A 22,335-nucleotide genomic window follows, 5' to 3' on the forward strand; every position below is an offset into this window, starting at 1 on the left:
CCCTGCTGTGTCAGCGCGCGCCATTATTATGGAGGCTGTCCGCTTCAGCGAAAACAACGTTTGGAGATATGGTGAGCGCGATACTCAAAGGCAGACCAGGAAAAAATCTCATACTTGTCACAGGCCGGACCCATCCCAAACTCGCGGCGGACGTGGCCGATCAACTCGGCATCGACGTCCTGGAGACGACAGCATATGACTTTGCCAACGGCGAGATGTATGTGCGTTATACGGAGTCAGTGCGTGGAGCAGATGTCTTCGTTTTGCAGACCCACTCCGATCCGGTCAACAAGTCCATCATGGAGCAGCTGATCATGATCGACGCCCTCAAGAGGGCCTCGGCGCGGTCCATCACCGCAGTCTGCCCGCTCCTGGGTTACTCTCGTCAGGACAAGAAGCATCTGGGTCGCGAGCCCATCTCCTGCCGACTTATGTTCGACCTGCTCAAGGCGGCCGGTGCAGACCGAATCATGTCGGTCGACCTGCACGCAGCCCAGTCTCAGGGCTTCTTCGACGGGCCTGTGGACCACCTGATCGCCATGCCTGTGCTGGTGGACTATGTGCGCGACCGGATGGACCTGTCCAAGGTGGCCGTGGTCTCTCCCGATGCGGGCCGCATCCGGGTGGCTGAGCAGTGGGCCCAGCGTCTGGGAGGCGTGCCCCTGGCCTTCATTCACAAGACCCGCGACATCACTCAGCCCAACAAGGCTGTGGCCCATCGGGTGGTGGGCGACGTGCGCGGCCTGGACTGCGTGCTGGTAGACGATCTGATCGACACCGGCGGCACCATTGCCGAGGCCTGCAATGTGCTGGATGAGGCTGGCGCCAACTCCATCACCATTGTGGCCACCCATGGCGTCATGTCCGGACCCGCCGTGGAGCGGCTCAAGTCCTGCAAGGCCAAGGAGGTCATTCTGACCGATACGGTTCCCATTCCCCAGGATAAGCGCTGGGATGGGCTGACCGTCCTGTCCATCGCGCCCCTGCTGGCCTCGGCTATCAAGGCGGTCTTCGAGGACGGCTCGGTGGCCCGGCTCTTCGACACCTATCCAGCCCATCATGGTCAGGGCTTCCTCTTTGCTTAAAGTCTTGCCTGCCCGGCATGGCGTGGCGTAATCGTCCGTCTGTGGCATAATAAATTTGGCGGGGCCGTAAGGTTCCGCCTTTCCCCCATGGTGTAAAGGCAGCACACGGGTCTTTGGAACCCTTAGTCTTGGTTCGAATCCAGGTGGGGGAGCTTACGCTCGCCGATTCCGGTCGGAGACGGCCTCCTTGGGGTCGGTGACCAACCGAAAGGAACTGTCTTGGCAGTCAAGAAGATCGAAACCTGGCTCACTGACATGGACGGCGTGCTGGTGCATGAGAACACCGCCCTGCCTGGCGCTGCCGAATTCATCGACACCCTCAAGCGCAACAACCGCCAGTATCTGGTGCTGACCAACAATCCCATCTACACCCCTCGTGACCTTTCGGCACGTCTTGGTCGTTCGGGCATCGACGTGCCCGAGGATCGGATCTGGACCTCTGCGCTGGCTACCGCAGACTTCGTATCACGGACTATGCCGCGGGGATCGGCCTACGTAATTGGCGAGGCCGGGCTGACCACGGCCCTGCACGAGGCCGGGTTCATTCTTTCCGACATCAACCCGGACTATGTGATTCTGGGCGAGACCAGGACCTACTCCTTCGAGTCCATCACCACAGCCATCCGTTTGATTCTGGGTGGGGCTCGTTTTATCTGCACTAACCCGGATGCCACAGGCCCCAGCGAGAACGGCGTCCTGCCTGCGGCGGGAGCCGTCGCAGCTCTGGTGACCAAGGCCACTAACCGGGAGCCCTACTTTGTAGGCAAGCCCAATCCTATTATGTTCCGCACGGCTCTTAACAGGGTGGGCGGCCACTCCGAGACCACGGCCATGATTGGCGACCGTATGGATACTGATGTGGTGGCCGGAGTCGAAGCTGGCCTGAACACCTTCCTAGTGCTGACCGGTATCACTACACGATCCGAGGTGGAAACCTTCCCCTACCGCCCTGACCAGGTGGTGGACTCCATTCAGGATCTGATCGATATCGCCGAGAGCGGGGTGGTGGAGTTTTGAGCGGCGGGCAGGCGCTGACCGCTGGCATCATTCTGGCCGCAGGCGAGGGCACTCGCATGCGCTCTGCCCATCCCAAGGTTCTGCACACCCTGGCCGGCAAGACCTTCTTGCAGAGGGTCATGACTTCGGTGACTGCCCTGAATCCCGAGCTGACGGCTGTGGTGGTTCATCATCAGGCCGACCTGGTGGCGCAGGCTGCACGATCTTATGATTCCCAGGTGCGCATCGTGCGCCAGGACAGCCGACCGGGAACGGGGCGTGCGGTCCAGTGCGCCGTGGACCAGCTGGATGGGGAGCTTCGGCACGACGGCCAGGTGCTGATCGTTGCCTCGGACATGCCCCTGCTGGATGCGGACACGCTGCGTAGCCTGCTCGACTACCATGTCAGCTCCGGCGACGGGGCTACGGTGCTGACGGTCAACCTGGACGACCCCACCGGATACGGCCGCATCATCCGTGACCAGGATGGACGGGTCCTGCGCATCGTCGAACAGCGGGACGCCACCGGAACCGAGCTGGCCGTCAAGGAGGTCAACACCTCCGTTTACGTCTTCGAGACTGACCTGCTGCGACAGGCGGTCCGCGGTCTGGACGACAGCAACGCCCAGGGCGAGTTCTATCTGACCGATGCCTTGGAGACGGCCCGCCGCCTGGGCAGGGTCGGGGCCTTCGCTGCCCCTGATCCGCTCAAGGTCGAAGGCGTCAACGACAGGGTCCAGTTGGCCGATCTGGCCAAGGCCCATAACCTGCGGGTCTGCCGGGAGTTCATGCGCCAGGGGGTGACCATTCTGGACCCGTCCACCACTTGGATCGAGGACGATGTGGTCATCCAGCAGGATGCAGTCATTCTGCCCGGATGCTTCCTGCAGGGTCATACCGAGATCGCCTCGGATGCGGTCATCGGCCCCTATACCACCTTGATTGATGCCATCATCGAGCCGCAGGCCAAGGTGGAGCGTTCCCGCGTGCAGGAGACCCGGATCGGAGCCAGGGCCAACATCGGCCCATGGACCTATCTGAGGGCCGGCAACGTCCTTGCCGAGGACACCAAGGCCGGGGCCTTCGTGGAGATGAAGAAGGCCACCATCGACCACGGGACCAAGGTGCCCCATCTCTCATATGTGGGGGATGCCCATATAGGCCACGACAGCAACGTGGGAGGCGGGTCCATCACGGCCAACTACGACGGCGTGCACAAGAACCGGACCGAGATCGGATCGGAAGTGCATGTGGGCGCTGGGAACCTCTTCGTAGCACCCGTCCAGGTGGGCGACGGGGTCACCACCGGAGCCGGATCGGTCATCCGTCATCCGGTCGAGGACGGGGCCATGGTCTATTCCACCAACGACCAGCATGAGGTTCCGGACTGGAAGCCCGCCTGGGAGCGGTAACCTTGACAGCATCTGCTTCACAACAAGGAAAGGCGTGACAAGTGCCAGCATTGCAGGAATCCATCGACGCGGTCCAGGTGGCTGCTCGGGCCGCCAACGATGTCAAGGCCATGGACATCGTGGCCTTCGACGTCTCCCGGCCCATCGCCATCACCGACATCTTCATGGTGGCCACCGGCAGCAACGAACGCCAGGTCCTGGCCATCGCCGAGGAGGTGGAAAAGCAGCTCCATCTACAGAAGAATCTGGACCCCCGTTCGCGGGAGGGCGTCCAGGAGGCCCAGTGGGTTCTGCTGGACTACGGTGACTTCGTCATCCACATCATGCACAAGCAGGCCCGCGCCTACTATGACTTGGAACGGCTCTGGAAGGATTGTCCCCAGGTGGACCTGCAACTGGAGCATCCCTTCACCCTTAAGAATGATGACCCGGACGGCCGGTTGGCCTCCAAGGCGGACGATTTGAACGGGGATGATCTGCGCAGCCGTTTCGCTGACCCTCAGGAAAACCATGACTGATTCGGATACCGCCGCCGGGGATGGACGGCATGTGCGCTCCATGACCGTGGTCCGCCATGGCCAGACCTCATACAACGCAGGGCATCGGATGCAGGGTCAGATCGACATCCCGCTCAACAGCGTTGGCCGCTGGCAGGTGGAGAGGACCGCCGAGGAGCTTCGCGCTGAATACGTGGATGATGCCCCTGAAGACCGTCACCTACTGGTGGTCTCCTCTGACCTGGGCCGGGCTGCCGCCACCGCCCACGCCTTCGCCGACCCCTTGGGCCAGATGGTCCATCTTGATCCCGGGCTGCGTGAACGCAGCTTCGGCGAGTGGGAGGGAGCCAGCGCCGAGGAGGTTCGTCAACGCTGGCCCGAGGATTACGAATCCTGGTCCAGGGGCGCCGGGGGAGAGTTGCGCCACGGTGCCGAGACCAAGCCCCAGGTGGGCAAACGGGGCCTGGAAACCCTGAACCGATGGATTCATCGGGCCGGCCCGGACACGGATCTCATGGTCTTCTCCCATGGGTCCTTCATCGCCGAGGCCCTTCAGGCCCTGCTGGGCATGGCCACTGCATATCCCGAATACCTGGGCCTGGTCACCATGCGCAACGCCCACTGGGCCCGATTGATGCCACGGGATCTGCCGGACGGCGGTCTGCGCTGGTCCATGATCGACTACAATCGCGGTCCGGCCATCGCCATGCGGGGGGACTGGGATAATCCCCGGGGGCTGGTCCAGACCGACTGAGGTCCTTGGGGGTTGGCCGACCATCACAGTATCGCCATGACCACCAGCTACCATAAGAGCGCAGCAACCAGCCGTTGGATCAAAAGGGGTCGGAGTGAAGCAGTTCTTTCATGACATTTCCTGGGCGCAGATCATCGCCGGCGCTCTTGCAGCCATGACCTCCTTCTGGCTGGCCGCCAAGATCGGCGTGGCGGGATCCATCATCGGCGTGGCCATCGGTTCCATCGTCTCTGCTGTGGCCTCGCAGATCTACAAGAATGTTTTGGAAGCCTCTGGCCAAAAGCTGCAGGAGTCCGTGGTCGGCGGTGCTGGCCAGGACGATGACGACTCCAAGACTGACTCGAATACCGATTCGGACGCCAATGGAAAGACCACCACCTTGCCGGCTCAGGGTAAGGGTCGTTCTGACGATTCCAGCGATACTGCCGACGGATCCACCCAGGTCATGGCCCCGGTGGATGGGTCCACCCAGGTCATGCCCCCTGTCGGTGACGAAAAGTCGGCAGCCAAGACCGGCAGGACCGTTTCGTCCAGCAATGGTCCACGGACCCATGCGGCCTCCATGACGGCAACCAGCAAGAAGAAGCTGGATCAGCGCCGTCGCAACGTCATCATCGTCTCCGTGGTCAGCGCCCTGGTGGCCGTACTGCTTTCCGCCCTGGCCATCAATGCCCTGACCAAGGGCGAAGGCACCGACAAGGTGGTTCGCAACGTGGTCAGCCCGCCGATCAGCCAGACGGTAACCCCCAGCGAGGAGGAGACCCCCTCCAAGCCAGCGCGGCGCACAGAGGAGCCTGAATATCAGACGACCCCGAGTGCCCCTCAGAACCAGCCTTCTGGCTCGAATCAGAACCAAGGCAACGAACAGGGATCCGGGCAGAGTCAACCGCAGGGAGGGAACCCCACGAGCTCGCCTTCGCCGTCTGCCGACGCGACCAGCTCCACGCCAAGTCCCTCAAGCACGGCTCCTACGCCACAGTCGTCACCGACGAGCACGACCAGTCCATCTCCTCGTAACTGACCTGTCGGTCGGCGCGGCACACCCATCCCACCATGTAATGTGACTAGGGTCACTTTCGGGCGGTCCAAGAGGCCCGTCCCCAAGGATCTGGTCCCGAAGGCGGGATCAGCAATGAGAAAGGTGTGTATATGCGCAAGGTTCTGTGCTCTCCAGGCTCCTATGTCCAGCAGGAGGGCGCCATGGGAAAGCTGGCTGGAGAATACGCGGCTCTGGGCGCCAAGGGTGCCCATCTGATCGTCGATCCTGTCATCGACGGGCTCTACCACGACGACATTGTCGCCTCCTTTGAGCACGATGGGATCCCCTACGAACTGATGGAATTCGGCGGCGAGTGCTCCATGGAGGAGATCGACCGTCATCGTGCCCATTTGGGCGGCAGCGACGCGGTGATCGGCATCGGCGGCGGCAAGACCTTGGATACTGCCAAGGCCGTGGCCCACTTCGCCCATCTGCCTGTCATGATTGTGCCCACGGCGGCCTCCTCGGATGCGCCCTGCTCCAGGCTGTCCGTGCTCTACACGCCTGAGGGTGTCTTCGACCGTTATCTGCCACTGCCTGCCAACCCCAACGTGGTCCTTATGGATACCGACGTCATCGCCAAGGCTCCGGTGCGCTTCCTGGTATCAGGGCTGGGCGATGCCTTCGCCACATACTATGAGGCGGCCGCCTGCGTGCAGTCGAACGCCGTGACCATGACCGGAGGACACGCCACCATGGCCGCCTTCGCCCTGGCCCGTCTCTGCCGCGACACCCTGCTGGAGGATGGCGTCAAGGCCGTGGCCGCTGCCAAGGCCGGTGTGCGCACAGCCGCCCTGGAGAAGATCATCGAGGCCAACACACTGCTGAGCGGTCTGGGCTTCGAGAGCTCCGGCCTGGCTGCAGCCCACGCCATTCATGATGGGATGACCGCTCTGGAGGGCACCCACTCCATGCTGCATGGCGAGAAGGTGGCCTTCGGCACCCTGGCCCAGCTTGTCCTTGAGGATCGTCCCCTGGAGGAGACCCGCCAGGTCTACGACTTCTTCCGTAGCGTGGGTCTGCCCACATCCCTGGAGCAGATCGGCATCGGCCAGGCCAGCGAGGAGGATCTGCTCCAGGTCGGCGAGCATGCCTGCGGTCCTGACGAGACCATGGGCAACATGCCCTTCAAGGTGACCCCTGCCGATGTGGCTCACGCTCTGCGCGCAGCCGATCAGCTGGGCAAGCAGCTCTGAGCTCTCCTGTTCTGATCCCTCTGTGGGTTGCCAAGCGGCCGTCGGCATGAAGTCGGCGGTCGCTTGTATTTTGCTTGGGTTTACATTGGTCACTCCTGCAGGGAGGCAGCGGCCTTTCGTATGGCTTGCTCGCCTGGGCATGTGGCTGGACCTGGCTGCGTGGTGGAAAGGGCACCTGCACAATTGGCCAGTGTCAGTGCCTCCTCGATGGGCAGGCCCTGGAAGATGCCCGCACAGAGGACGCCCGAGTGGGCATCGCCGGCACCGTTGGTGTCTATGGCATGGACCTGCGGGGTCGGAATGTATTGGCTCTGCCTTGCATCCTTGGGTTGGCAGTACCAGGCACCACGGGCGCCGGCCCTGAGAACCACCGGACTGTCCAGTTTCAGCGAGAGCGAACGGCAGACGGATTCCGGCTCGGTTGCATTGCCGGTTTCGGGTCGGCACTCCAGACGTTGCGCCAGGATTGGTCCCTCGCGTTCATTCAGCGACCAGATCGGATGCAGTCCGTTGACAGCATCAAGCACATCCAGTGCAATATCGGCCACCATGGGTCCCAGGTCGAAGAGCACAGGGAATCCTTCGCCCTGGTGTAAGTGCGCGAATCCGACCAGGCTCCGGGTGTTGTCCTTGTGGCAGAAGGAATACCCGCTCAGGTAGACGACGTCGCCGGGAACCAGGTCCATGCCTTCGTAGGTGCCCTCCGGTACGCGGGTCTCTGCGCCCCTTGCCGACACAAAGGTGCGTTCGCCCGAGGGCTCGATCATGGCTACCGAGTATCCGGTATCACAGTCATCCAGCACAGGCCCTTGGGCGGAGACCCGCAGGGCTGCAAGGGCCCCACGGGCCATGTCCGCCATCGGACCTGTGCCGATCGCCCCCATATAGGCTATCGGCGCCCCCATCTGCCTGGCTGCGCGAATCACGTTGTACCCGCCGCCGACGTTTATGGCGCTTCGCCTGGCGAAAATATCCCCTCCGCGCTCCGGTAGGTGGTCGATGTCCATGCTCAGGTCAACCACCACCTGACCGAGATGGAGGATCCTTGGCTCAGTCATCGCCACTGCTCCTCACCGCCATGGAATCCTCGGAGAGGAGGTGCAGAATGGCGTAGAGAATTCCTCCCAGCAGGAGGGAAACCAGCCATGCCAGGCCGTTCCTGCCCAGGAAGCTGTCGGCCAGCGGCCCCGAGAACCAGACCTCGTCCTTGGAGACCTGGGCCGTCACGAACAGGAAGCCGACGGCTATTCCGACCAGCCAGCCGATGATGGCTGGGAGGTTGACGCCGTGCCAGTACCAGTAGGGGGAGTCGGCTCGAAGGTTCAGAAGGCCGTCGGAATCGTATCGCTTGCGGAAGATCATGTCTGACAGGAAGATGCCTGCCCAGGTGCTCAGAGGCACTGCCAGCAGGGAGATGAAGGTGACGAAGGGGCCGTAGAACCCGTCGGAACCCAGCGTGAAGTACAGGGCTCCGCAGGTGGTCACCACCACGTCGACCACGACCGCGTAGACGCGGGGGATTCTGATGCCCAGGGTGATGGTGGTCAGGCCGGCAGAATATACGGAAAGGTTGTTGGACATGAGCAGCCCGGCGAATGCGGCAATCAGATAGGGGATGGAGACCCAGGCGGGTAGGGCGCTTCGAACCGCGGCGACCGGATCGGCGGCGGAGGCAATGGTGGAGTTGCCGGCTGTAAGGACCGACCCCAGGCCGATGACGACCACCAGTGGAATGCCGGCGCCGGCCGCTGCAGTCAGGACCAGAGAGCCGGATTTCACCGAGGTCTTCTGGTAGCGGGCCATGTCTGCGCCGGAGTTGACCCAGCCGATGCCCGTCCCCGCGGCTATGGTGCCGACACCGATCAGGAAGGCGCTGGCTGAGCCGGGGGCATTGCCGATGAAGGAGGACCAGTCGACGGTCGTCGCCAGATAGATGGCCACCAGGAGGGTGAGGGCGCCGAATATCCAGGTGGCCCACTTCTGCACGGTGAGAATAATGGCGTGACCGGCGGCCGAGACCACCACGGTCAGGGCCACGAAGACGGCGATGCAGACGAAGGTCAGGAAGGGGGAGCGCCTGGCATCGGCCGAGGTGCCGAAGATGATGGCGATCAGGGAGAGCAGCGCAAAGGCGCCGGTCATGGTGTTCACCGTCTCCCAGCCCAGTCTGGACAGCAGGGCCACCAGGGTGGGGCCCGCATTGCCTCTGACGCCGAAAATGGCCCTGGACAGGGTCAGCGTGGGGGCGCCGCCCCTTCTGCCGGCTATGGAGATGATGCCGACCAGGGCGAAGGATCCGAAGGCCCCGATGGTCGTGGCGAGCACGGCCTGCCAGAGGTTGAGGCCCTGGGCGATCAGGGTAGCTCCCAGAGGGATCCCCAGGATTGAGATGTTGGCGGCGAACCAGACCCAGAAGAGCTGGCCGGGCGACCCGTTCCTCTGGTCCTCGGGCACAGGCTCGATGCCCCTTTGCTCAACCCTGGAGAGGATGGTGCCCTCTTTTGGCGCAGTTGACATGGATTGTCTCCTTTGACTCACGTTGTACTGAATGTAGCGATGGATCAGCTGTTCTGGCAGTTGGCCTGGTCCGTGGGGTCCCCGTAATCTTGGGGGGGGGACTGGATTCTACATTGTTGTATTCCTGACGGAATCAGTCTTGTCGGTTTGCGCTTTACTGCCTTATAGCAATCAGGCCACGGGCGGTTTTCTGCAGGTCGAGGTGAGATACCGAAGCCACCCGGGAACAGAGTGTGGGGTCAAAGGCCTCGGGACCTGCACTCGCGCCGGTCATTGCGCCGGTCATTGCAGCGATGGTGTCCGTATCGCCACCAAGGTTGACTGCGGCGAACAGAGCCGATTGGGGATCGTCGGCGAACCTCCAGGCCAGGGCGAAGGCGGCTGCCACAGACTCATTGGATTCGACCGAGGTGCCGCAGTCTTCAATCAGGTGGCGTTCGAAGTCGCCCTCATCACTGAATTCCTCAGACAGCCGTATTGTCTGGCGGGCCCGTGCGGGAACCGATGCCTTGGGGGTCCAAGCCCCTGAGGTCTCCATGGCGGGCACCAGCCGCAGGGACTCCTGCAACGCCTGGCGAACGGTCATTCCCTCAAGTCCCAGACTGACTGTCGTAGCGATCAACGCGGCGCTTTGGAAGCCTGCGATCGTGTCGTGGGTGACCTGGCAGGACTCGTAGATGCGATTGGCGAGCCTCCTGGTGTCCTTGGGCCTGTTGGCTATCCCTACCGGGGTGACTCGCATGGCGGCCCCGTTGGTGGTGCCGGTCCTTCCCGTGGTCATGATGTCTGCGCCCTGGCGAACCTGTTCCAGGGCCAGCTTGGTGGAGGGCCCGAGCAAGTCCAGCGATCCGCGCGACTTCATATCGTCCTCCCAGGCCAGAAGGCGCTTGGCGAACTCTTTCGGATCGATGTGTCCCTTGCCATCGATGATCAGTTCCGCCACGATCAGCGCCTGCTCGGTGTCATCGGTCACAGCCCCCGCAGGCATACCGGGAGCTATCGGCTGATCCGCAATGGCATCACGAAGGGTGTCGACTCTGCCGTAGGCCTCATGGATGGCTGCTGGACTCATGCTCTGCGTGGGCATGCCCAGCGCATCCCCTAAGGACAGCCCGGTAAGAGCACCCAGTGCGCCTTTGTCAGTTCTGGTCATTGTTGCGCAAGCCTCCGGAGTCGTTGCGATGAGCCCATTAATCTGTTTGCAGATGAACTGCGACATTTTTAATCAGAATCATTGTAAGTCCCATGGAAGATTGTTGCTACAGTAGTTGTAGCAGGCATGATTCGCAATGAAGAATGGGAATCTGAGCGGATTTCACCTTGTGAAGCGGAAAATGAAAAAATGCAGACAAGTCAAGGTCAAAGACTTGATTGAAGTGTGGGTTCTATAGAGTGGGGACGGCCATTGGTCAGGATTGTCGATTGATGCCGTAACGGCGTTTGGTAGTGTTGCATAGTTCGGGCTCCAGCATAAGTCAGCATATCGGATATAAAAAAGAATCCCGTGGTGACCTCGGGATTCTATCCGTGAAGATAGGGGGCTCGAACCACCTATCTCCAGGAAATTTCCGATTCAAACGATCGGAAATTCGATACTTTAAACATAGTCGAGAACCGAGAGGCTAATTCTTGGTGCGCTTGTAGAGGTTCATTAAGTCAAGTTTTCTGCGCAATCTAGATTTACATACATGTCAAGGGTTATCTCCGGCGTATCTTCCAAAACATGAATGGAAATGCAGTTCTTATCTGCTGCATAGCACACTTGGCTGAGCGGATTGCCGTCCGTTTTTGAAGTAGACATACTTCACATAACCAGGGAACAATATTATTTGTCTCCTTACCTGTGACAAATCGCAGTAGCCAATCGTCAAGAACGACTGGGAACACATTGACCATCTGCTATGACAAGTGGGCAGAAAGCGCCGGCCCCATCATCTTCAACAAGTATGCACGGCTTCTTTTAATAGACGATCAACGTTACGCTTAGAACTCGGAAGTGAACGTAGTCGTCTGCTTGATAGCATGGTGTCGGCCGATAGCCAACTGGCCGCCCCTCACACGCCAGCATCTTTTACTAGCCGCCTGCAACCCCGTCCCATCAGACAAGTGTCATGCGCTGTCATAAAGCGTATGGAACATCAGCTCGAGCTGCTCAAAAACCACATGATGATCGGCCACTACCGCCATTAAGGCTTCAATCTTTGCCTTCCACATAGAAAGTGGAACACCGGCTGAATCGGTGTTCCAGATGTCACCGCCAACCAGTGGCACATACGGCATCATCGATCCCGTAGTCCTACCAGGATGACAAACTTGCCTACCTGCTCTGGGTACATATGATTGGTTGGCCACCAAGGGCGCTATAACTGATATTTAGCATGTGCTACGTTCGATGTGCATAATTGTAGCCTTGGCCTTTTTCAGATCATGCAAAAGCCACTTCGTTGCCAGTCCTATAGCGCACACAAAAGAGAAACAAATGAAAAATCACCAATCAATTTACATCCGTCTATTGCCTCGTTCGCCTTTTCGGCTCCTTCATCTATGAGCTCAACGCCACAACTTTTTCTCAACTATACAAGCATCGGTTTATGAACTTTGCTCATATGCGTCAAATGGCGATCACAGCCTGGAGGTCAATCTACCGTACAGATCAAGGTCATATTTACTTAAAGAATGTATCTTTATCCCTTATGCATAGATTTCAACCAGTTTTTACTGTCTCAAGATCGTCGACTATTCAAATCTTAATTTTCCAAAGTTAATTAAGTATACTTCTATATTGGTCTGGATATTTCGTTGCTGTAACTGTTTTAACCTAATTACCTGTTTAGCATCACTGACACTGACATTTGTAGGTTGGAAATAATGCAATAAAACTGCAACATTCCGGATTTGCTCATATATTAAGCGGTAGAAGTTAGAAGAGGATAGATAGAAATTATAAAAGACTACGCACAAAAATATTTAGGCATATTCCAAACCTAAACGAATCCCAACGAACCTATCACAATCTCTTTAGTTCTGCAATTTCCGAAGTTCTCAAAATCTAAAAGATGAATTGTAACGAGATATTCCTTTTCGTTAATTCGAATTTAATCAATCTCAAAAACATAAATATCGCTCCTCTCCAAATTTAATCTGACAAATTTTAACTATCACGATTATTTTCATGGAAGGACACTGTCTATCTCTCTCACCTTTGCACGAGAGCTGTTTTTTAGATTTATCATCCAAATCTCATTGATCAGTGTGGTTATCCACTAAGTACGCATGAATAACTTTAGAGACATCAGGATCAAAATCAAGAATATTTTCAAATATATATATGACTTCTATCCAAGATAAAGATTATAGGAAATTCCGTACAACAAACACCGAAAGTCAGGTAAAAGGATATCCTGATTATTAATTATATCAGAGAGTATATCTTCAACATAAGGAATGCGGTTTATGCGCAGCTTGCTATTGCTGACAAGCAATATGCTGATTAGACAAAAATGAATAAAAACACAAATACAGTGAAAATACGGCAACAAGAAGACCGATGATATTTATAGATTATAGATTGGAGAAGCCACAAGGTGCCTAACAATATAATGCCTATTAACTTTCTCCATGTCACAAGTACACTGAGCCCCATGCCGCTAACTGATATTCTTTAGGCGTCATACCCGTATATTTCTTAAATTGTCTGGAAAAGTATGTGTTGCTCTGAAAGCCTGTTTTTTTAGCTACCTCTTTAATGGAGCATTGTGATTCCTCAAGTATCCTTTTAGCTTGGTCGAGACGAATCTCCAAACTAAGTCTTACGGGGGGCATGCCATATTGCTGCTTCACGACGCGACTGATGTAGTTTGCACTGTAAGAGAATTCTGTAGAAAGCTCATTCATTGAGACAGGCCGCGATATGTTGTGTCGAAGATATTCACTGATATGTGATGCCAAATTATTGCTCGTTGCAGAATGTTGCCTATTCCTGCTCAATAAATCAAGTAATTCGAAAAAAGTACTCTGTTGTTCAATCGGCACTATTCCTGTCGAATACGTTTTTCGATGAGTTGCACGGCTTACTTTAACTTGGCTAAGTATTTGCATATATTGACGAGCCATTACGTAAGCATGAAGATCAAGGTTCCCGTAAACCGATGTTGTTATGAGAAAAGGATCTCGCCGATAAAATTTACTTTTGCTTGCCTGGACACGTACATCTGGTCGGTCGTCTGATGAGATCGAAAAACGTCCTTCCGAGCAAAAGTGTAGCCAATAAAACTCTGTAGGCTCAATACAATATCTATAACCACCATGTCGAATTCCGGGAGGCAGCATTAAATATTGCCGCTCCTTAACCGTGACATCATATTTCCCTACACGCATGTATAGCTCACCCTTAGTTACCAATAACAGATCAAAAACATTTTCAAGGCAACGATTTTCATGGATATCACCTGTACGGAAGTATGATGTTCCGCCCACAATGCAATAAGGCAACGGTGGACATTTAATGCTAATCCACATAGATTCTCTCCAATGCAAGTATTGTGCTACTTTGTACAATTGATTTCTTTTTGCCCACCATATCACTTTGAGAACCAAAGGCATGAAAGAAGGATTCAGTGAATCCTGGCAAAACTATAAATAGGTGAGAATAGTATGAATAGTATGTCCCAAATCGTACTATTTTCATGCATGTTTTTTCATACACGATTGAAATATATAGTTTTCCTTTCATTAATCTATGAATGCACTTCAACGGAGAACCGCCGCTGAAACAGCTTTGCAGAAAGGAACAGACATTGTGAACATAAGGAAAATTATCAAAAACTATTCATTCTCAATCCTAATGATTCTGGGCTTGATAGTTGGGGCGTTGGGAGGGCTAATATTTGGCTCAAAAGCGAAGGTTGTACAGCCGGTTGCAGACATCTTTCTCAACTTGGTATTCACTGTAATTGTCCCGTTGATCATGGTTTCAATTACCAGCGCAATCGCAAATATGTCGAATTTATCGAAGCTTGGAAAGATCTTCGGGGTAATGTTAGCCGCCATAGTGGCCGGTGGGATTGTGACTTCTCTGCTAGCTCTTGCGGTCGGTCTGATCTGGAATCCAGCAGAAGGCGTACACCTCGATATGAGCAATATCGGGGTAGAATCCGCGAAGTATAAAGCCAGTGGTTCCATCGATATAGTTGGAATGTTGACTACGAATGACTTTATAAATCTCTTATCTTTGAAGCATATGATGCCATTAATCATTTTTTCCATGTTGATGGGTGTAGCAGCAGCCAGTATTGGTGAAGCAGCTCAGCCTTTTAAGCGTTTTTTGTCAAGCGCTACAACCGTGCTAACGAAAGTGGTAGAAATAATAATGTATATGGCACCAGTCGGAATAGCATGTTATTTCGCCTCCTTAGTAGGAAACGTTGGCTCCACCGTCGTCAGCGGGATTATACGTTTATCGATCATTTACGTGCTATTTTGTGTTTGTTTTGCTGTCTTGCAAGGTACTTTATATGCAGCGATCGGTGCCGGTATGCAGGGTGTAAAACGTTATTGGACAATGGTTTGGCCATCTTTGACCATGGCTATGGGAACATGCAGCTCATCAGCTACGATTTCAATTAATCAGCAGGTAACCCACAATATGGGCGTACCAGACGAAATCGGGAATGTCACAGTTCCCGTTGGAGCCATGATTCATAAGAATGGTGTTGTTGCTGTACAGATTTTTAAAATTTTGTTCCTCTTCGGAATATTCGGTCGGTCTTTTACCGTTAAGTCAGCACTTCTAGCGATTGTAGTCGCTGTAATATCTGGAGTAATTGTAGGAACAATTCCCACTGGAGGTTTCATCGGAGAGCTCTTTATCTGCTCCAGCTTCGGATTTCCGACTGGCGTGGTACCAATTATTGTCATCATGGGAAGTCTAACAGATCCGTTCTGCACGATGACTTCAGTCACCAGCCAACCAGCATTGTCGATGACAATATCCAGATTTACCGAGGGGCCTCATTGGCTGGGGAAACAACTATCTATGCAATCCACCGTCCAGCAGTAGATACATCATGACCCACAAGTTACATCCACTAATCAACCATCACAACAATTAATCAACAACATTAAGGAGCACTGTTATGACTAAAATTCAAAAGAGAGATTCTAATTCTTTTGTCAACCCCGCTGAAGCAGATATACAGGAAATATACTTAGGAAACCTTGGCACAGTAGATGCGAACATACAGTTGCCAAATACGGGACATAGGGGATCCGAGTTCATATGGTCTTCCGATGACAAACTATATCTTTCCGACGACGGTACAGTGACAAGACCTTTGCCTGGGGTAGGAAATCGACACATCCATCTCACTGTCAAAGCCAAGTTAAATAAAAACCAATCCAGCAAGATATTTGATGTAACTGTGCTTGAGCAAGAAACTACTTCTGAAGTAGTACGTGTTGAAGACGTTGCGTGCGATGTCATGAATGGGAAAGACGCACATCCATCCAACGTAGCAGTGGCAGAACGTGCCGATGGTTCGTACTCGACTTTGCCAGTCCAATGGCAGCCTGTTTCAGAAGCAAATGCGACGACTAGCAATAACACAACTGGTTCACAAAACAATTACATTCTTAATGGAACTGCCTATGACAACGAAAAAACATTCCCTGTTAAGGCGATTATCACTAAACACACAATTGATAACCGAGTAGAAGACCTTCACCGAGCACGCCTATCAAGGCTAGGAAACCGACCGATAAAAGCAACGCTGATCCAAGATAGCGATCTTGCGTACATTGCTCAGGAAATGAGTGAGTATTTGCTTGGTGTAGACGATGACCATATTTTAGTGAATTTTAGGATGGCGGCAGGTATAGACACCCATGCTGCTTCAGTAATGACAGGCTGGGATGCTCCGGATTCTAAATTACGTGGTCATACAACAGGACATTATTTATCAGCACTTTCGCTGGCTTACCAATGCACAAATAACAATCGATTCAAACAAAAAATTCATTATCTTGTATCTGCTCTGATGGAATGCCAGAAACAACTGCATTTGAAAAAGAACTGCGAAGAAGGATTCCTCGCTGCATACGACGAACGTCCCTTTGAACTCTTGGAAGAGGGAGCCCATTATCCAGATGTATGGGCTCCCTACTATACACAGGATAAAATACTGTCTGGCCTCTTAGACGCATACGAGTACGCCCAAGAATCGCAGGCTTTGTCCGTTGCGTCAGGTATGGGTACGTGGATCGCGAATCGGCTCAAACGATTGAGTCCAAAACATCGGGCGACTATGTGGGCTACCTACATTGCGGGAGAATTCGGAGGTCTTTGCTCTGCTTTGGTCCGGTTATATCGTTTCACAGGTAACCCTACGTTCGCAGAAACTGCTACATATTTGCACAATGACAAATTGCTATACCCAATGAGTCGCGATGTAGATACTTTAGCCGGAATGCATGCGAATCAGCACATCCCACAAGTAACTGGAGCTTTGGACTTATTTACTTATGCTGACGATCTTGAAATGGGAGGATCATTGCCGGCATACTCAACTTCATTTCAGGCTGCACAACATTTCTGGGAAATATGCGTCAAGCACCATACGTTTTGCCAAGGCGGCATAGGTGAAACAGAAATGATCCGCAAACCGGATGAAGAAGCGGGAAATATTACTGATAAGTCTGCTGAGAATTGTGCTAGTTATTCTATGATGAAGTTAACTCAGGGTTTGTTTGAAAGTACTCCTAATTCCCGTTATACGAATTATTATGCTCGTGTCCTAAGAAACCACATAACCGCAACTTTCAGCCGTAAAAAGGATGGGGGCTCAACATATTTCTTTCCATTAAGGCCGGGTGGAATTTGCACCTACGACACTAGTGAAAACACTTGCTGCCATGGTTCGGGATTAGAAAATGCTTTTCGGTTTCAATCTATGATCGCCACCGAAACGTGTCAAGGGCACGATGTGCGTATCAATTTATATATACCCGCACTTCTACAAGGAACAGCGGGATCATTCAAACTTGAAAAAGTGATAAGCAATCAACAATCAGGACGTCGAATCGCATTTACCTTGTCCATACGCCGACCAGGAAACTTCTTGATTCGTTTACGCTACCCAGACTATGCAACAGCCTTTAGTCTTAACATCAAACACGCGAATGGTAAGAGCGAGGAAAAGGATAACGTAGAGCCCGATTCTGACGGATACGTCAGCATAGAATGTTCTTGGGAAACCGACGATATGATATTAATATCATGGGTTCCACTGTTTCGCGTTCACCATTGTCCTGATGACCCTGAAATTATCAGCCTCGCTTATGGGCCCGATGTCATGGCGGCTATATCTGATAAACAGGATTTCCTTGAAGTTGAACCTTCTCATGTGAAAGCAGCTGTTGAGCTGAATCACCGTCAGTGGATTGACCAAGGTAAGGTTACAGTCGATGGAATCACCTGGATGCCCATCAATAAGGTTGCCGGACATCGATTTCATGCTTACGTTAAGCTATCTAATGACCATGACCGCGGTTAAGGATTAACAGGACAATGATGCTTGAGCATTGTTCCTACGTTTATCAGTATTCTATTTGACATGTAACCTAGTCTCCAGTTCAAGGGCTAAGTCAGATTGTCTTGTGGATACCCAAGTACGGTCACTCTTCGAAGGAAAGAATGAAATTCTATTCCAATAGAGGGGTGACCGTTTTCGTATATGTTTGAGTTTTTAAGCTACACTGAATTGTCTATAAGATGATTGATATTACTCTGTCTTACAGAAATTTAAGACTCTCTTTTAAGAGAACATGTTGGGCCTGCGCATAGGAGAGAATGGTCCCTCGTATCTTTCGCAGAGTTTCCTTATCGGATACGTAGTCGTACTATACGTAAAAACAACTCGGTGCCCAATACAGCCTTACTGATTGCCTCTTTGTTGGGTTTCCTGATCCTCCCCTTCTCCAAATGGCTTTCCGACCGGTTCAGCCACAGGATTGTCTACCGCGTTTTCTGCCTGCTGCTGGTCCTTTATGCCTTCCCGGCCTTTGCCCTGCTGGAGTCAAAGAACACTATTGTTGTCAGCCTGGTGATAATCGTCGGCATGGGTCTGGCTTTGCTGAGCATTTTCGGGGTCCAAGCAACCTACGGAGTCGAGCTCTTCGGCATTCAACACAGGCAATCCCGGATGGCAGTCGCCAAGGAGCTTGGTTCCATTCTCTCAGCGGCACAGCTCCGATGGTCGCCTCGAAGCTGCTGACGACCTTCAGCTCCTGGACGCCCTTGGCTGTCTACTGCTGCCTGATGGCTTCGATCGGTCTGAACGACATTCTTCGCTCCTGAGTTCCGTGGCAGAGACCTGACCCTGGTTGTCGATGCGATCTGATGAATCTCCATTGAATCGATAATCTGATAGGAAACCAGTTGCAAGGAGGGGCATCATGACAAGGCGTCCGACAAGGGATGATATGAGCATGGAAGCGGGTGTCTCATCCGCTGTGGTGAACTATGTGATCAATTATGGTCCACGTCCAGTCTCCGAGCAGACAAGGCAGAGGGTCCTTGAGGCCACAGGCGAACCGGCTATGTGTCTAACAATATCGCCACGTTACTGGCCAACGGGACAGCGATACTTACGCTCTGCTGGCGACAGACCTGGCTAATCCCTTCCTTGCTTAGATGACCAAGGGGTTGGAGCACAAGCTTTCTCCTCGGGCAAGACCCTTCTGGTGGGCAATTCCAGCGATGACCCTGGTCGCCAGATGGATCTGTTGGAATCCTTTCAGCGTCAGCAGGTCTCAGGCCTGGTCTGGTATGGCGTGAATCAGCCCCTTCCCCTGGATGCGCTCGATGCATACCCGGGGACGGTGGTAAGTAATGCTCAACCAACCGGAAGGGCAGAAGCCGAGTTCCTCTGCAGGGGCCTGAATTCGGTTGGGCCTTGATGAAAGCGAAGATGCCAGGATGGCCACAGCCCATCCTAATAGGGTATGGGTATCAGCGGCTAGCCATTATCGCTGGCCCCGGGAGCGTGTCTCAACTTGCGGGAAAGAATCCGTGGGTGGAAGAGAGCCATACGTGAATCTGGTATGGAGCCAGAGCAAGGGATCTTCGTTCCTTACACCTACCAGGGGATACGAGGCGGTGGAGCTGGTAGACGATCAGGTCGAAGCTGTATTTGCCTCAAATGAGCTTCAGGCCATGGGTTTTCTGGCAGGCATGGCCCAGCGCGGCAAAAAGGTGCCTGATGATGTGGCTTTGATGTGGCTTTGGCGGCGATGAATGAGACTGATCAATCCGCATATTTGATTCCGTCACTGACAGCCGTCCAATTTTCCGAAGATGAGATAGTAAATAAGATTGCCAAGGTGCTGCTGGAACCGGACGGAGCCTATCAGGACAATGGCGATGAAGATGCCGACAATCCAGATGGATGCGAGACTGCCGTCGCTCAAACACATCATTCGGATACTGCTGGCCGCACTGGGGTAGACACAATTCCGACGATACCGCCGCTGGTCATAGGTCGCAGCTGTGGAAGCAGTCAACATTATTGTCGGCTGTGACTCGGGCAACGGTGTGTCCAGAGCCAATGTCGATGATGCCCTGGCCATTGCCTACGCCTTGCGTTCCAAAAAGCTTAAGATCAGAGCAATATAGACCGTGTTCAACAGCACCACTTCTGATCTTGGTTATTCAAGTGCAGAGGCTTTGCTGAGATCCATGGGACGCATGGGTGTTCCTGTCTTTCGAGGAGCGGACGGCCCGCTGCAGGGATCACGTCAGCCGTGGCTGAGGAAGAGGCTGAATGCAGCTGCTGGCCTGAGGAGCCAGAAGTATGGAGGAATGCTGTGGATGCGCAGGCAGGATCCGAGGCATCAAGCTCAAAAATGGCATCCACCATCTCGAAGGTTTCCGGCCTGATCAGCTGCGTGGGATGTACTCGCTTGCGGCAGCCCGGTGTCCATTTCCGCCATAGGCCCTCTCACCAATAGCCAGGCTGATCAGAGATGAGCCGCAGGTTGTTAGCCATATCGAGAGAATCAGCATCATAGGTGGCGCTATCGGGCCTATAGGAACTAAACGCGTTGTTTTAGGTTCTGTGTGTGGGTTTGGTTGTGTGTTGGTCAGAGTGTGGTGTTGGGGTATCTGACTGGTGTGTGGAACTCGTTCCAGTTGATGGCGGTGCCGTAGTGTTCGGGCTCGTCCTGTTCCTGTCTGGTTTCCCGTTTGGGTGCTGGTTGTGGCTGGTGGTGTTCGTCCCTGATCAGGCTGGCGGGGTCGGGGTTGTCGGTTTTCATGTAGCAGTGCCATTCGCAGGCGCGTCTCATGTGGCTCTCGGGTAGGCCGTGGTGTTGCAGGAGGGTGCGTTTGATGGGTGAGTTGACTCCTCCTTCCAGCCGGTTGGTGGTGCGTTCCACTGGCCCGCCGGCGGTGAGTTCGGGTTCCAGGAAGGCGAAGAGCTGCCTGTCTTGGAAGAGGTGTTCGAGCCTGCGGTAGCAGCGGCGGAGTTCCTGGTGGGTCCACCACCAGGATTGGTGGCTGGCTTTGGGGTTGGCTGGGTCGTCCTTGGCCATGGTGCGTTCGTCGATGAGGGTTTTCCATCTTTCGTGCCAGGCGTTCAAGGCCTCACCCCAACGCACCGCTTCCTCGATGGTATGGACCCGGGTGAGCTGGTCGGAGAGTCGCTTGAGTTCCTTGCCGGCCTGAAGTCGTGGTTTGAGTGTCAGGTCGGTTTTGGTGTTGCGTTGCACGTGCACCAGGCAGCGTTGGATGCGCGTGCCCGGCCAGCAGGCATGGCAGGCTTTCTGCACGCCGCGAAGGCCGTCGGTGATGAGCACGTCGGGCCCGGGGATGCGGGAGAACAGGGCCGTGTAGGCCGCCGTGTTCTCCTGATGGCACCACTGCCAGTCGATGACCTGGCCCGTCTGCCCGTCGATCGCTATCAGGAGGCACCAGCCGTGTGCCATATACGTGCCGTCGGCCATGAGCGTGTGATGGACCACCCCGTCCGGTGTGATTGCCGGCTTGATGTTCCAGCACCAGCCGACCCGTTTACGCCAGGCCCTGGCGCCCATGGCCCCCATCTGTTCCTGGGTCCTGCCCGTCAGCAGCCAGTCCAGGAACTCCCTCAACTGCGCGGCGCGGGCCCGGTCCTGCCTGCGCGCGGTGGACGTGATCGAGCAGGACGGACACATCCAGCGCTGCGTGCCTGATCTGTTGCGCCCATGCTTGCGCATCCGCCCATGGCATATGGGGCAATGCCTGGCCCTCTTCGATCTGGTTCTCATTCCCCAATCGAACAGGAACGGGCACCCCTGCAAGACCCCTATTAACAACCCGACCTATTAACAACCACCCAACACGCTTACAGCCACAAGGCCAAACCCCCAACATAAACAACGCGTTTAGTTCCTATAGCCCCGCTATCGGTTTCGGCGATGAGCCGGATACCAACTTTGTCGTCGACCCAGTGGCAGCCTGGCTGGTGCTGCAATCTGGCATTCCCACCATTTTGGTTCCGTTTGATGTGACCAGGACCACGCATCTGAGTGAGCGATGATGGGATCATATGATCGCCGAGGCCGATGGGAGCAAGATGCCATGGAGCGACTCGGTGAACGGCTGGTTGAGACCGTGGCTGACATACAGCAAAGGAACACGACCGTCGATGGCATGTGGCTTCGACATGGTACCTGTATTGGCTCTGGCTGAAAGAGACCTGGTTTCTCTTCGTCCTGCACGGGTGAATTTTGGCGACACCGGCAAGCTGTTATTGGCTGACAGGAATGGTGACCAGCCTGGCAGTGGTGTCGCATCGTGTTAGGTG

The 22,335-nt window shown here is 54.6% G+C and carries 18 protein-coding genes and 1 tRNA gene; 13 read left to right on the top strand and 6 right to left on the bottom strand.

The window, feature by feature from the left end:
- Positions 1-68: 68 nt before the first annotated feature.
- The 8 genes from ACUIAI_RS02775 (at position 69) to ACUIAI_RS02810 (ending at position 6,979) form a co-directional block, all read left to right on the top strand.
- Positions 69-1,085 carry a ribose-phosphate diphosphokinase gene (locus tag ACUIAI_RS02775; protein WP_254477111.1) on the top strand — a complete coding sequence of 339 codons (1,017 nt, stop codon included), beginning with the start codon at positions 69-71 and terminating at the stop codon, positions 1,083-1,085.
- Positions 1,086-1,166: 81 nt separating this feature from the next.
- A tRNA-Gln gene (locus ACUIAI_RS02780) sits at positions 1,167-1,237 on the top strand.
- Between the two features lie 67 nt (positions 1,238-1,304).
- Positions 1,305-2,102, top strand: coding sequence for an HAD-IIA family hydrolase (locus ACUIAI_RS02785; RefSeq protein ID WP_015021717.1), 798 nt, complete (start codon positions 1,305-1,307; stop codon positions 2,100-2,102).
- The gene (gene glmU / locus ACUIAI_RS02790) at positions 2,099-3,493 is read left to right on the top strand and encodes a bifunctional UDP-N-acetylglucosamine diphosphorylase/glucosamine-1-phosphate N-acetyltransferase GlmU (protein ID WP_302328141.1); all 1,395 of its coding nucleotides are present in this window, start codon (positions 2,099-2,101) and stop codon (positions 3,491-3,493) included. The genes ACUIAI_RS02785 and glmU overlap by 4 nt, the downstream gene beginning before the upstream one ends.
- Before the next feature lie 41 nt (positions 3,494-3,534).
- Positions 3,535-4,011 carry a ribosome silencing factor gene (rsfS, locus tag ACUIAI_RS02795; RefSeq protein WP_445342571.1) on the top strand — a complete coding sequence of 159 codons (477 nt, stop codon included), beginning with the start codon at positions 3,535-3,537 and terminating at the stop codon, positions 4,009-4,011.
- The gene (locus ACUIAI_RS02800) at positions 4,004-4,744 is read left to right on the top strand and encodes a histidine phosphatase family protein (RefSeq protein WP_198206513.1); all 741 of its coding nucleotides are present in this window, start codon (positions 4,004-4,006) and stop codon (positions 4,742-4,744) included. Before rsfS ends, ACUIAI_RS02800 begins: the two co-directional genes overlap by 8 nt.
- A 94-nt stretch (positions 4,745-4,838) precedes the next feature.
- Complete coding sequence (locus tag ACUIAI_RS02805) at positions 4,839-5,765, top strand: hypothetical protein (RefSeq protein ID WP_445342572.1); 927 nt, start codon at positions 4,839-4,841, stop codon at positions 5,763-5,765.
- Positions 5,766-5,893: 128 nt separating this feature from the next.
- A complete protein-coding gene (locus tag ACUIAI_RS02810; RefSeq protein WP_445342573.1) occupies positions 5,894-6,979 on the top strand; it encodes a glycerol dehydrogenase in 1,086 nt (361 codons plus the stop codon).
- 89 nt (positions 6,980-7,068) lie between these two features.
- Here ACUIAI_RS02810 and ACUIAI_RS02815 read toward each other — a convergent pair whose 3' ends face one another.
- The 5 genes from ACUIAI_RS02815 to ACUIAI_RS02835 form a co-directional block, all read right to left on the bottom strand.
- Entirely contained in the window at positions 7,069-8,037 is a 969-nt protein-coding gene (locus ACUIAI_RS02815; RefSeq protein ID WP_445342574.1) for a PfkB family carbohydrate kinase, read from the bottom strand.
- On the bottom strand, positions 8,030-9,496 hold the full coding sequence (locus tag ACUIAI_RS02820; RefSeq protein WP_445342575.1) for a purine-cytosine permease family protein: 1,467 nt from the start codon (positions 9,494-9,496) through the stop codon (positions 8,030-8,032). Before ACUIAI_RS02820 ends, ACUIAI_RS02815 begins: the two co-directional genes overlap by 8 nt.
- Before the next feature lie 154 nt (positions 9,497-9,650).
- The gene (locus ACUIAI_RS02825) at positions 9,651-10,649 is read right to left on the bottom strand and encodes an ADP-ribosylglycohydrolase family protein (RefSeq protein ID WP_445342576.1); all 999 of its coding nucleotides are present in this window, start codon (positions 10,647-10,649) and stop codon (positions 9,651-9,653) included.
- 956 nt (positions 10,650-11,605) lie between these two features.
- Positions 11,606-11,779 carry a hypothetical protein gene (locus ACUIAI_RS02830; RefSeq protein WP_211120929.1) on the bottom strand — a complete coding sequence of 58 codons (174 nt, stop codon included), beginning with the start codon at positions 11,777-11,779 and terminating at the stop codon, positions 11,606-11,608.
- Between the two features lie 1,338 nt (positions 11,780-13,117).
- Positions 13,118-14,098, bottom strand: a complete 981-nt coding sequence (locus ACUIAI_RS02835; RefSeq protein ID WP_445342577.1) for a helix-turn-helix domain-containing protein — start codon at positions 14,096-14,098, stop codon at positions 13,118-13,120.
- A 136-nt stretch (positions 14,099-14,234) separates the two neighbouring features.
- On the opposite strand from ACUIAI_RS02835, the gene ACUIAI_RS02840 reads away from it, so the two are divergent.
- The 5 genes from ACUIAI_RS02840 to ACUIAI_RS02860 all read left to right on the top strand — a co-directional run bounded on the left by ACUIAI_RS02840 (position 14,235) and on the right by ACUIAI_RS02860 (position 20,071).
- Complete coding sequence (locus tag ACUIAI_RS02840) at positions 14,235-15,554, top strand: dicarboxylate/amino acid:cation symporter (RefSeq protein ID WP_254477119.1); 1,320 nt, start codon at positions 14,235-14,237, stop codon at positions 15,552-15,554.
- Between the two features lie 76 nt (positions 15,555-15,630).
- Positions 15,631-18,045, top strand: coding sequence for a beta-L-arabinofuranosidase domain-containing protein (locus tag ACUIAI_RS02845; RefSeq protein ID WP_445342578.1), 2,415 nt, complete (start codon positions 15,631-15,633; stop codon positions 18,043-18,045).
- 366 nt (positions 18,046-18,411) lie between these two features.
- Positions 18,412-18,765 carry a hypothetical protein gene (locus ACUIAI_RS02850; RefSeq protein ID WP_445342579.1) on the top strand — a complete coding sequence of 118 codons (354 nt, stop codon included), beginning with the start codon at positions 18,412-18,414 and terminating at the stop codon, positions 18,763-18,765.
- Between the two features lie 818 nt (positions 18,766-19,583).
- Positions 19,584-19,787: a substrate-binding domain-containing protein gene (locus ACUIAI_RS02855; RefSeq protein WP_211120908.1), complete on the top strand. Its 204-nt coding sequence runs from the start codon at positions 19,584-19,586 to the stop codon at positions 19,785-19,787.
- Complete coding sequence (locus tag ACUIAI_RS02860) at positions 19,784-20,071, top strand: hypothetical protein (protein ID WP_254477121.1); 288 nt, start codon at positions 19,784-19,786, stop codon at positions 20,069-20,071. The genes ACUIAI_RS02855 and ACUIAI_RS02860 overlap by 4 nt, the downstream gene beginning before the upstream one ends.
- Before the next feature lie 561 nt (positions 20,072-20,632).
- Here the strand turns inward: ACUIAI_RS02860 and ACUIAI_RS02865 are convergent.
- Entirely contained in the window at positions 20,633-21,796 is a 1,164-nt protein-coding gene (locus ACUIAI_RS02865) for an IS1249 family transposase (protein WP_445342580.1), read from the bottom strand.
- Positions 21,797-22,335: the final 539 nt, after the last annotated feature.

This window comes from Bifidobacterium sp. ESL0827, assembly GCF_052606685.1.